Below are 13,349 nucleotides of genomic sequence, written 5' to 3'. Positions count from 1 at the left end.
TTTACTCAGCTAATTCTAAGAATTTGTCAAATACATATTCACTATCCAGTGGTCCTGGGCAAGCTTCAGGATGGTATTGAACACAATATATTGGTAAATTTCTGTGTCTCATTCCTTCTACTGTGTTATCATTTAAATTTATTTGAGTAACTTCCATATCTTGTGGAACTTGGCTTACGTAATAACCATGATTTTGGGATGTTATAAATATTCTACCTTCTTCAAAATCTTTAACTGGATGATTGCCACCTCTATGACCAAACTTTAGCTTATCTGTCTTTCCTCCCAAAGCTATGGCTAGTATTTGATGACCTAAACATATACCTACTATAGGTTTTTTTCCTATTAATTTTTTTACTGTCTCTACTATATCTTGTAAATCTGCTGGATCTCCAGGTCCGTTTGATAAGAATATTAAATCTGGGTTTATAGCCAGTATTTCTTCAGATTTAGCTTGAGCTGGAAAAATGCTGATATCACAGTTTCTTTTTGCAAAATTCCTTATTATATTTGTCTTTACTCCAAAATCTATTATAGCTATTTTTTTACCTGTACCAGCTATGTGTTCAATTTCTTTTCTTCCAACTATTCTAACAGCTTGACTATTATCAAATTTATCTAAATTGGCTTTTATATCTTCTAACCTTTTATGTTCTGTAGTAATAATTCCTTTCATAGTTCCTTTATTTCTTAGAAGTTTTGTAAGAGCCCTTGTATCTATACCCTCCAAAGCTATTACCTTGCTTTGCTTTAAGTAAGTTTCTAAATCCATTTCGCATCTAAAATTTGATGGCAAATCGCTTTTTTCTCTTACTATAAAACCACTTACCTTTACACCTTCAGATTCCTTATCTTCTAGGTTAATTCCATAATTTCCTATCAATGGATATGTCATTGTAACTATCTGTCCATAATATGATGGGTCTGTAAGTACTTCTTGGTATCCTGTCATCGAGGTATTGAATACTACCTCTCCAACACTGTCTTCTATATATCCAAAAGCATTACCTTCAAAAATTGTTCCATCCTCTAAAATTAATCTTCCCTTCATATTGACCTCCTACATAAATACTGAATCTATTTCTTCTACTATTTGCTCTGCTGCTAAGACAGGATTTTGAGCTTGTGTAATCGGTCTACCTACTACTATTACCTTTGCACCATTTTTTACTGCCTCACTAGGTGTGACTACCCTTTTTTGGTCGCCAATATCTGATTTATTTGGTCTAATTCCTGGACATACTGTCATAAAATCTTCTCCACAGGCATCCACAATTTTTCCTACTTCTCTAGCTGAACAAACCACTCCGTCAAGACAAGCCGCTTTAGCTAATTTAGCTCTTTTTATTGCTATTTCTTCTGTATTTCCTAAGCAACCTATATCATGCAAATCTTCATTGCTTATAGATGTAAGAACCGTGACCCCAACTATTAATGGTTTTTCAATATTTAATCTAGAAGCTTCTTCTTTTGCCACTTGAGCGCATTGTCTCATAGATTCCATATCTGAAACATGTATAGTTATCATCCAAACACCATCTCTTACGGCTGCTTTTACAGCTGATTTCATCGTATTTGGTATATCATGAAATTTTAAATCCAAGAATATTTTCTTTTTCTTTTCTTTTAAATAATCTACCGTCTTTCCTTTAGATGCTATATAATTCTCCAATCCAACCTTGTATATTTCTACACTTTCTTCAAGAGAATCTATCAGTCTTACCGCCTTTTCATAATCGTCTGTGTCAATTGCTACTATTAATTTCTCTTTACCTATTGCCATTCTGTTCTCCTGTCCGATTAAGACTTTTGTGTATAAAAAAATCCTTATACCAGAGGTATAAGGATAATATACTTATATTAATATAGACAAATAGACTTGTAGAATCATTATTTGCCCGAACCTATCAGGTCGTATCCTTACTAGTCTCTCTGGACCAGCTTAAAAGACTTAATCAATTTTTTTATAAGCTATCGCATCTCTGTACGAACTCCCTGCTTACGTTAATAAATATAATATCATATATTTTTTTTGATTACAATAATTTTATAAGAGCATTTGTAAAATATTTTTTCATCAAGCATTAACCTCTCTATATAATTGTAAATAAAACCATTAAGTTTTCAATTAATTATCATATAGTTATTGTCTAAATATTGAATTTAATTATTCATCACTTCTTCCACAATGAATAATTTCACTTCATAAATTATTCATTTTGTGTTATAATTTAATAATTGTTATTTTTAAGTTAAATTATGTTAGGAGATGAAAATGAAATTAAGAAATAAAATATTAAATGTAAGTTTATTAAGTGCAGTGATGTTTGCTGGTAGTGTACTTAGTTCTAATGCTATGCCAACAAGTATATATAGTGGAGTTGACAGAGCTCAAACTTCAATTAAGTCCTCAGATATGATGGATAGTAAAGCAATCACAATTGCTAGTGGAGATTCTTATGCTGATGCATTATCAGCTTATAATATAGCATCTTGGTACAAAACTAAATTGATACTAGTATCTAAAGATACTGATTTATCCAATTTTATAAAAAATAAGCAGCCTGACAATATTTTTATAGTAGGTGGTCCATCTTCTTTGAATGGACTTGCTATTAATCAAATTAATGATTATGCATTAATGAATAATGTAAAAATAGAAAGAATATCTGGCATAGGTAGATATGAGACTAATATGGAAACATTAAAGAAAACAGGATATAAAACTGTAGGGGTTGCTGACGGTAGAAATTTCCCAGATGCTCTTTCATCAATAGGGCTACTTTCAAACAAACAGTATGGTCTTAAATTGGTAGATGGATCTATGCCCTATAATGCAAGTGGCCTATCAATAGCATATACTTTTGGTGGCACAAATTCAGTTCATCAAAATGGTGGAAAAAGACTTTTTGGTGGTGATAGATATACTACATCTCAAGCAATTAATAATGAGCTTGGTGTGCCTGAAAATATAGCTGTTAGTTTAGGAAATGACTTCCCAGATGCACTATCAGCATTAAATATAGTTATTGCTAACAAATCCAAAACAGCAAGCATGATAGTTGATAAATCACAAACTTATTTTACCGATGGACAAGCTAAATATGCAGTTAGTGCTAAAAGTGCTTATTTATTAGGAGGTCAGCTTCCAAGTGGAATTATACAGGAAATAAAGGCTATGCCAAAACTTATAAATAAACCTGCGGTAAAGCCTACTACATATTCTTATAAGCCTAACCCCCCAGCTTCAAAACCAGTAGTTGTACAATCAAATAATCCATCTGGTGTAACAGCTGCTAAATTAAATGCTGTGCTAAAAGGTCCTTGTACAGGAAAAGGACAGTTTATTATCGACTTGTCTAATAAATATAAGCAGGATCCCGCTTTAATGGTAAGTATTATGGGAGCTGAAACAGGGTTTGGTAGATATATTAGGCATACAAATAACCCTATGTCTGTTTTATGGAATAGAGCTGGACGTTCTACATATCCTACTATAGAAGCTGGTATAGAAGCTGGTATAAAAAATATAGCTACCAACAAAGCTTATAATAATTGTAGAGATTTTAATGCTTTTGCAAGAGTATACCTAGGATACGAATCGGCAGAATATAAAAATCAGTTAAATAAATACTATACTAGCCTAACAGGTAGGAATATCTACAGCGTTAGAGTAAGATAACTTGAATTTTTATCTATATATGTAATATAAAATATAAAAAACAGCTAAGTCTGATACATCAATTGTGTTGAGCTTGCTGTTTTTTTTATATTATAAATATTAATTCATTTTTTTAGCCATAAATTTCAGAAAAAAAAATAAATTATTTGAATAATAATCTAAAAATGACGTGGAGATAAATCTCCACGTCATTTTTATAATATATTAAAATTCTTCTACATCAAAATCTTCTGTATCTATATCGTACTCAGATTCTATTTCTTCTTTTTCTATAGCTATATTTCTGTATTTTTTCATACCTGTACCTGCTGGTATCAATTTACCAAGTATTACATTTTCTTTTAGGCCTATCAAGTGATCTTCTTTACCCTTAATAGCTGCATCTGTAAGCACTCTAGTAGTTTCCTGGAATGAAGCTGCCGATAAGAATGAATCAGTAGCAAGAGAAGCCTTAGTAATACCAAGTAATACTCTCTTAGCATTAGCTGGTCTTAAACCTTTAGAAATTGCTTCCTCATTACACTTATTGTAATTTAATACATCTTCATAACCACCCGGTAATAAATCTGTATCCCCTGGATCTTCAACCTTAACCTTAGACAACATCTGTCTAACTATTACTTCTATATGCTTATCATTGATATCAACACCCTGTAATCTATAAACTCTCTGAACTTCCTTAACTATATAGTCCTGAACTCCACCGATTCCGTTAACTCTAACTATATCATGTGGATTTATAGAACCCTGAGTAAGTGGATCTCCAGCCTTAACAAAAGCTCCATCCTTTACTCTTAGTCTTGAGCCATATGGTATCTGATATGCTTCAGATTGTCCATCTTCAGATGTTACTATTACTTCTTTTCTCTTAGCTGATTCATCTATTTCTACTTTACCAGATATTTCAGTGATTACTGCAAGTCCCTTTGGCTTACGAGCTTCGAAAAGCTCCTCAACTCTAGGAAGACCCTGAGTAATATCTCCACCGGCTACACCACCTGTATGGAATGTACGCATTGTAAGCTGAGTTCCCGGCTCACCGATTGACTGAGCTGCTATTATACCTACAGCTTCACCTATGTTAACTGACTTACCAGTTGCAAGGTTTCTACCATAGCACTTAGCACATACACCATGTTCAGTCTTACAATTAAGAACTGTTCTAATATGAACTGTTTCAATACCAGCTTCAACAATACTATCTGCCTGATCTTCTTGTATCATCTGATCTGCTTCAACTAAAACTTCACCAGTTTTAGGATCAACAATTGGATCTATAGTGTATCTACCAATAATTCTATCTCTAATTTCTTCTATTACTTCATTTCCATCCTTGATTGCAAATACCTCAGTTGTTTCTGTAGTACCACAATCAACATCTCTTACTATAACATCCTGGCTGACATCAACAAGTCTTCTTGTCAAATAACCTGAATCGGCTGTACGTAGAGCTGTATCGGCAAGTCCTTTTCTGGCACCATGTGATGAAGTAAAGTATTCCATTACGGATAAACCTTCACGGAAATTAGATTTAACTGGTATTTCAACTGTTTGTCCTGATGCATTGGCCATAAGTCCACGCATACCTGCAAGCTGTCTTATCTGATTCTTAGAACCTCTGGCTCCTGAATGTGCCATTATGAATATATTATTCATTCTATCTAGTCCATCCATTAGAGCATCTGTAACTTTTTCAGTTGTTATTGTCCAAGTTTCAATTACCTTTTCATATCTTTCTTCATCTGAAATAAGACCTCTTCTAAATGCCTTTTCATACTTGTCAACTAATTCCTCTGCCTTCTTGATGTATTCATATTTAGCTTCTGGTATATCCATATCTGCTACGGCAACTGTTATACCACCTACTGTTGAATACTTGTAACCCATAGACTTAACATAGTCTAATAGTTCTGCAGTCTTTGTATTTCCATGTTTTCTAAAACACTTATCTATTATTTTTCCTAGAGATTTTTTATCAGCTAGGAAATCAACTTCTAGTCCAAATGGATCCTCTTCTCTATTTACAAATCCTAAATCTTGAGGTATTCCTTCATTGAATATAAATCTACCAACTGTAGATTCAACTATTGAGTTTCTTCCATCTTCAAGAGTAACTTTTAGTTTAACCATAGCATGTAATTCTACGGCATGATTATAATAAGCTAATAATAGTTCATTGTAATCTTTGAATATTGATCCTGTTCCCTTTGCACCTTCTTGTGCTTCTATTGTTAAATAATATGAACCAAGAACCATATCCTGTGAAGGAGTAGTTATTGGAGCACCATCTTTTGGCGCTAATATATTATTTACTGAAAGCATTAGATATCTTGCTTCTGCCTGTGCTTCTACTGATAAAGGAACGTGAACAGCCATCTGGTCACCGTCAAAGTCGGCATTATATGCTGTACAAACAAGTGGGTGAAGCTTTATAGCCTTACCTTCAACCAAGATTGGTTCAAACGCCTGTATACCAAGTCTATGTAGAGTCGGTGCACGGTTAAGTAGAACTGGATGGCTCTTGATTACTTCTTCTAGAACATCCCATACTTCTGGTTTTACCTTTTCTACTATAGTTTTTGCGCTCTTTATATTGTGAGCATATCCTCTCTCAACTAACTTATCCATTACAAATGGCTTAAATAATTCAAGTGCCATCTTCTTTGGAAGACCACACTGATAGAATTTAAGTTCTGGACCAACAACGATAACTGAACGTCCAGAGTAGTCAACTCTCTTACCAAGTAAGTTCTGTCTGAAACGACCTTGCTTACCTTTTAACATATCTGAAAGTGACTTAAGAGGTCTATTTCCTGGACCAGTTACTGGTCTACCTCTTCTACCATTATCTATTAGAGCATCTACAGCTTCCTGTAGCATTCTCTTTTCATTTCTAACAATTATTTCCGGAGCTCCTAATTCAAGTAGTCTCTTTAATCTGTTATTTCTATTTATAACTCTTCTGTAAAGATCATTTAAGTCAGAAGTGGCAAATCTACCACCATCCAACTGAACCATTGGTCTTAAATCTGGAGGAATTACTGGAATTGCTTCAAGTATCATCCATTCAGGTTTATTTCCTGATTTCTTAAAAGCTTCTACAACTTCTAATCTTCTTATAGTTCTTATTCTCTTTTGACCAGTAGCATCCTTAAGATTTTCTCTAAGTTCTGCTGATTCAGCTTCAAGATCTATATTTTCTAATAATTTCTTTACAGCTTCTGCACCAATACCCACTTCAAAACTATATCCATACTTTTCAACAGCACTTCTATATTCTCTTTCAGTAAGCACTTGCTTGTAAGAAAGCCCTGTATCCCCTGCATCTGTTACTACATAGGAAGCAAAATAAAGTACTTTTTCAAGAGATCTTGGTGACATATCCAATAATAGCCCCATTCTTGAAGGTATACCCTTGAAATACCAGATATGTGACATAGGAGCTGCTAGCTCTATATGTCCCATTCTTTCTCTTCTTACTTTTGCCTTTGTTACTTCAACACCACATCTGTCGCAAACTACACCTTTATATCTTACTCTTCTGTATTTACCACAGTGGCATTCCCAATCCTTAGTTGGTCCAAATATTCGTTCACAAAATAGACCATCTTTCTCTGGCTTTAATGTTCTATAGTTAATTGTTTCTGGTTTTTTTACTTCTCCTCTTGACCACTGTCTAATCTTTTCTGGTGAAGCTAAACCTATCTTTATCGACTCAAAATTGTTTAATTCAAACAAGGAGTTCTCTCCCTTCTTTTGATACTAATATATATTATAGCTTTTTGCTATTTACTTTTACCCTTTGCCTACTACCTAAAATTCGTCATCTTCAAAATCATCTTCGAATTGATCAAAATCAGCGTCATCTTCATCTATTTCTTCAATAAAGTTAACTTCATCTTCATCCATTTCTTCGTCTTCGATTATAGCGTCTTGATCGTCCACTTCTTCAATCACATGAGTACTTTCTATATCTTCTGGAACTATGCTTTCGATTTTAAAGTCATCAGATACTTCTTCGTCAACTGATTCTTTTATATCTATTGCTAATCCTTCATTGTCTAATGCACTTACATCTAGACAAAGTGATTGTAATTCCTTCATCAGTACTCTGAATGATTCTGGCATTCCTGGTTCTGGTATATTTTCACCCTTTACTATTGCTTCGTAAGTTTCAACTCTACCCTTAACATCATCTGACTTAACTGTTAATATTTCCTGAAGAATATGAGATGCACCATATGCTTCAAGAGCCCAAACTTCCATTTCTCCGAATCTCTGTCCACCGAACTGAGCCTTACCACCTAGTGGCTGCTGAGTAACTAGTGAGTATGGTCCTGTACTTCTTGCATGTAGCTTATCATCAACTAAGTGGTGTAGCTTCAGGTAGTACATATAACCTACTGTGATTCTATTATCGAAAGTTTCTCCTGTTCTACCATCAAATAACTGTAATTTACCATCTCTTGGGTAACCAGCTTCTTCAAGAGCATCCATGATGTCATATTCGTTGGCTCCGTCAAATACTGATGTAGCAACATGCCATCCTAGCTTCTTAGCTGCTAAACCTAAATGTACTTCAAGTACCTGACCGATATTCATACGAGAAGGTATACCCTGTGGATTAAGTACTATATCCATAGGTGTTCCATCTTCCATAAATGGCATATCCTCTTCAGGAAGGACTCTTGAGATAACACCCTTGTTACCATGACGTCCAGCCATTTTATCTCCGACTTTTATCTTTCTCTTCTTAGCTATATAACATCTTACTAGTTCATTTACACCTGGCGATAAATCATCTCCATTTTCTCTAGTAAATATTCTAATATCGACTATTATACCAGATTCACCATGTGGAACCTTTAATGAAGTGTCTCTTACTTCTCTAGCTTTTTCACCAAATATAGCTCTAAGTAATCTCTCTTCAGCTGTAAGTTCAGTTTCTCCCTTTGGAGTAACCTTACCTACTAGTATATCTCCTGAATCAACTTCAGCACCTATTCTTATAATACCTCTATCATCAAGATTCTTAATGGCATTTTCACCCACATTAGGTATATCTCTTGTTATTTCTTCTGGTCCTAGCTTAGTATCCCTAGCTTCACATTCATATTCTTCTATATGAATTGTAGAAAGTCTATCTTCCTTTACTAGTCTCTCATTAATTAGTACAGCATCTTCATAGTTGTAACCTTCCCAAGTCATGAATGCTATTAGACAGTTTCTACCTAATGCTATTTCCCCAAGATCAGTGGCTGGACCATCAGCTATAACGTCTCCTGCCTTTACAACTTCATTTTTGCTTACTATTGGAGTCTGATTTACACAAGTACCTGAGTTTGATCTCTTAAACTTAAGTAATTTATATCTATCCTTATCTCCATTATCTTTCTTTATTATAATTTCATCAGCTGAAACTCTGTCTACTATACCAGAATTTCTAGCTACAACAACGGCTCCTGAGTCCTTTGCTGCTCTATATTCAATACCAGTACCAATTACTGGTGCTTCTCTTCTTACTAGTGGAACTGCTTGACGCTGCATGTTTGATCCCATTAGGGCTCTATTGGCATCGTCATTTTCCAAGAATGGTATCATAGCTGTGGCTACAGATACAACCTGCTTAGGTGATATATCCATGTAATCAACTCTATCTTCTGAAACCAATTCAACTGCACCTAGTACAGTTCTACAGATCACTCTGTGGTTTACGAAATGTCCTTCTTCGTCAAGTGGTTCATTGGCCTGAGCTCTTACAAACAAATCTTCTTCATCAGCTGTTAAATAATGTATTTCATCTGTAACTCTCTTATTTACCTTATCATATTTTCTATAAGGTGATTCTATAAATCCATATTCATTAATCTTAGCAAATGTAGATAATGAGTTTATAAGACCTATATTTGGTCCTTCTGGAGTTTCTATAGGGCACATTCTACCATAGTGTGAATGGTGAACATCACGCACTTCAAATCCTGCTCTTTCTCTTGAAAGTCCACCAGGTCCTAGTGCTGATAATCTTCTCTTGTGAGTAAGTTCTGATAGAGGGTTAGTCTGATCCATGAACTGAGAAAGCTGTGAACTACCAAAGAACTCTTTAATAGCCGCTGATACAGGTCTAATGTTTACAAGCGCCTGCGGAGTTATTGTATCCATATCCTGAACAGTCATTCTTTCTTTTATTACTCTTTCCATTCTAGAAAATCCTATACGAACCTGATTCTGTAGTAATTCTCCTACACATCTGATTCTTCTATTTCCTAGATGGTCTATATCATCTATATTACCTACTCTATCCTTACCATCTATTATATAGAATAGATTAAACTCATAATTAATAGATGCTATTATATCATCTAATAATATATGCTTTGGTACTAGAGTTTTGATATTTGTCTTTATTACTTCTTTTATTTCATCTTCATCATCGTACTTTTCAAGTATTTCCTTTAAAGTTGGATAATGAACATTTTCTTTTATTTCTAAATCTTCTATATCAAAGCTTATATGAGACTTGATATCTACAAAGTTATTTCCTATAACTTTTACTTCATGTTCTTCATCTATTTGAATCCAAACGGCATTTATTCCCGAATTTTGAATCTGTCTAGCTACATCTAGAGAAATCTTTTCTCCTTCTTTTACAAATACTTCTCCAGTTTCAGAATTTACCACATCTCTAGATGCTATCTTGTCCATTATTCTATAACAAAGGGCAAGTTTCTTATTGAACTTATATCTACCAACCTTTGCTAGGTCATACCTCTTTGGATCAAAGAATAATGCATTTAATAATGAAGATGCACTATCAACTGTTGGAGGCTCACCTGGTCTAAGTTTCTTGTATATTTCAACTAAACCTTCTTCTACATTAGTGGTATTATCTTTTTCTAGAGTGGCTCTTAGTCTATCATCATCTCCTAAAAGTTCTAGTATCTCTGCATCAGTTCCTATTCCCAATGCTCTAAGTAGTACAGTAACTGGCTGCTTTCTAGTCCTATCAACTCGTACAGATATTACTCCAGATGCATCTGTTTCATATTCTAACCAGGCACCTCTATTAGGTATTACTGTTGATGATATTAGTCTGCTACCTGTTTTATCTCTTTCTTCTGAATAGTACACACCTGGTGATCTAACCAACTGTGAAACTATAACTCTTTCTGCACCGTTTATTATGAATGTTCCTCTATCTGTCATTAGAGGGAAATCACCCATGAAAACTTCTTGCTCTTTGATTTCGCCAGTTTCTTTATTTATTAGCCTTACTTTAACTTTTAATGGCGCGCAATATGTAGTATCTCTTTCTTTACATTCTTCAATGTCATATTTTGGTTTTTCATCAAGTGAATAATCAACAAATTCTAATATTAGATTTCCTGTATAATCCTCTATTGGAGATATGTCTGTAAACACTTCTTTTAAACCTTGTTCCAAAAACCATTTGTATGATTCTACTTGAATCTCAATAAGGTTTGGCATCTCAGCTGTTTCCTTTATCTTGGAAAAGCTCATTCTGTTTCTTTTTCCAATCGTGACTGGATATGGTACCACTAACATTCACCTCACTAAATTAAATTTTTATTGCATTTGTTAATTTATGAGATCTACGATTAAAAATCCACCTTGTTTTAGATAATTAAATGCAACAGAAATTTATCCTCTCAAGCCCACTTTATTAACCGCAAATATTCAATATTAAAGCGTATTCATTTGAAAAATACGCGTACTTATACATTATAAGCAGTATATTATTATACCACTTGTCAATCAAGTTTTCAATAGCGTGTATACAATATCTTTATATTTTTTATAATATTTTTCCACATATTTTTCTTTATCTTAATAAATTCCATTTATTATTTTGTCCATTACTTTTAATCAATTTTATATTTATAACTATTTTATTTGTGCTCACCTATAAAACAAGGAATCCCAGCTTTTTGCTGGGATTCCTTGTTTTATAATGAAGATTATATAGTTAACAATAATTCTCTAATCATCTTACAAGCTGTAATAGTAGATACACCACTATGGTCATAGTGAGGTGATAATTCATTTACATCTATAGCTACTATATTAAGTCCTGAAAATTTATGTATAGCATTTATCAAGTCTATAGAACTTATTCCACAGGGTTCTGGCGTTCCCGTTCCTGGGAAAAATGCCGGATCTAATACATCTAAATCTATTGTAATATAAAGAGGCCTATTTCCTATAATCTCTAGATATTCATCAAGTTTTGAGAGATTGTATTTACACTGATATGTATGTTTTTGCGCAAATAAATCTTCATCTTTTGTCATTGAACGTATACCTAACTGAAATATTTTTCCATCCCCTATTAACTCATAGCATCTCCTAATCACCGATGCATGAGATAATTTTTCTCCTAGATAATCCTCTCTTAAATCTGCATGTGCATCTAGATGAAGTATACACAAATCTGGATATTTTTCATATACAGCTTCTACACACCCTAATGTTACTAGGTGTTCACCACCTATCATCAGAGGAGTTTTTGAATCTGTTATTATCATTTTTGTATTTTTATAAATCTCATCAAGAGCTCTTCTCGCATTTCCAAAGGGTAAATCTAAGTCTCCAATATCACAAATATTCTTTTCTTCTAAATCTTTTTGTAAAAATGGTGAATACGATTCTATACCGTAGCTTTCTTTTCTTACCTCTGCACTGGCAAATCTAGTTCCTGGTCTATAACTCACTGTTCCATCAAATGGAGCTCCAAAAATAACTATTTTTGCATCTTCATAATCTGTATCACAAGCCATAAAAGCGGGGTTAGCCTTAATCATTTTTTGACTCCTCAAGAAAATCTATTACATAATTAGGAAGTGCAAAACAAGCAGTATGTAAGTTAGTATTATAATATCTAGTTTTTAAACCTAATTCATTCCATTTTTTAGAATCAAATTCTAATGGATCATATTTTTTACTCGCAAATCCAAATAGCCAATGACCTGATGGGTATGTAGGTATATGAGCCTGATAGACTCTAGCTATTGGGAAAAATTCGTTGATTCGCTTATGAGCTCTCTGCATAGATTTAGCATAAGAAGAATAATAAGGACTTTCATGCTGGTTTACCAATATTCCATCCTCAGTAAGCGCCTTATAACAGTTTCCATAAAATTCCTTTGTAAAAAGTCCTTCACCAGGTCCAAATGGATCAGTACTATCCACTATAATTAAGTCATATTTACTTCCTTTATTTCTTACAAATTTTAAACCATCCTCGTAAAATAATTCTACTCTAGGATCTTTGAATCCTACTGATGTATTTGGAAAATATTCCAAACATACATCCACTACCAACTTATCAATTTCAACCACATCTATTTTTTCTATTGATTTATATCTTGATAGTTCACGCACTGTGCCACCATCGCCAGCTCCTATCACAAGTACATTTTTAATGTTTGGATTTGTAGCCATAGGCACATGTACAATCATATCATGATAAATAAATTCATCTTTTTCAGTCACCATAATCAAACCGTCTAAAGTAAAAAATCTACCAAATTCATTTGATTCAAATACATCTATTTGCTGAAACTGACTCTTATCAGCCAATAATTGCTCTTTTATTCTAATAGAAAATTTAACATCCTCAGTATGCATTTCACTATACCATAATTCCATA

Annotated in this window: 7 protein-coding genes; 1 reads left to right on the top strand and 6 read right to left on the bottom strand. The window is 33.6% G+C overall.

Going from position 1 to position 13,349, the window contains the following annotated elements; translation table 11 throughout:
* Position 1 precedes the first annotated feature (1 nt).
* Complete coding sequence (carA, locus tag O0R46_RS00575; RefSeq protein ID WP_269311677.1) at positions 2 to 1,051, bottom strand: glutamine-hydrolyzing carbamoyl-phosphate synthase small subunit; 1,050 nt, start codon at positions 1,049 to 1,051, stop codon at positions 2 to 4.
* Positions 1,052 to 1,060: 9 nt separating this feature from the next.
* Positions 1,061 to 1,783, bottom strand: a complete 723-nt coding sequence (pyrF, locus tag O0R46_RS00570; RefSeq protein ID WP_269311676.1) for an orotidine-5'-phosphate decarboxylase — start codon at positions 1,781 to 1,783, stop codon at positions 1,061 to 1,063.
* Positions 1,784 to 2,275: 492 nt separating this feature from the next.
* Between pyrF and O0R46_RS00565 the strand changes: the two genes are divergently transcribed.
* Positions 2,276 to 3,682 carry a cell wall-binding repeat-containing protein gene (locus tag O0R46_RS00565; protein WP_269311675.1) on the top strand — a complete coding sequence of 469 codons (1,407 nt, stop codon included), beginning with the start codon at positions 2,276 to 2,278 and terminating at the stop codon, positions 3,680 to 3,682.
* A gap of 204 nt (positions 3,683 to 3,886) precedes the next feature.
* On the opposite strand, the gene rpoC is transcribed toward O0R46_RS00565, so the two are convergent.
* The 4 genes from rpoC to speE all read right to left on the bottom strand — a co-directional run bounded on the left by rpoC (position 3,887) and on the right by speE (position 13,348).
* Positions 3,887 to 7,420 carry a DNA-directed RNA polymerase subunit beta' gene (gene rpoC, locus O0R46_RS00560; RefSeq protein WP_269311674.1) on the bottom strand — a complete coding sequence of 1,178 codons (3,534 nt, stop codon included), beginning with the start codon at positions 7,418 to 7,420 and terminating at the stop codon, positions 3,887 to 3,889.
* 75 nt (positions 7,421 to 7,495) lie between these two features.
* Positions 7,496 to 11,245, bottom strand: coding sequence for a DNA-directed RNA polymerase subunit beta (rpoB, locus tag O0R46_RS00555; RefSeq protein WP_269311673.1), 3,750 nt, complete (start codon positions 11,243 to 11,245; stop codon positions 7,496 to 7,498).
* Between the two features lie 413 nt (positions 11,246 to 11,658).
* Positions 11,659 to 12,501, bottom strand: a complete 843-nt coding sequence (gene speB / locus O0R46_RS00550; RefSeq protein ID WP_269311672.1) for an agmatinase — start codon at positions 12,499 to 12,501, stop codon at positions 11,659 to 11,661.
* Positions 12,494 to 13,348 carry a polyamine aminopropyltransferase gene (gene speE / locus O0R46_RS00545; protein WP_269311671.1) on the bottom strand — a complete coding sequence of 285 codons (855 nt, stop codon included), beginning with the start codon at positions 13,346 to 13,348 and terminating at the stop codon, positions 12,494 to 12,496. The genes speB and speE overlap by 8 nt, the downstream gene beginning before the upstream one ends.
* Position 13,349: the final 1 nt, after the last annotated feature.

This window comes from Peptostreptococcus equinus (assembly GCF_027125355.1).
Lineage (GTDB): Bacteria > Bacillota > Clostridia > Peptostreptococcales > Peptostreptococcaceae > Peptostreptococcus > Peptostreptococcus equinus.
The sequence above is the reverse complement of the archived record's forward strand: the minus strand, read 5'-3'. Positions and strand labels throughout refer to the sequence as shown.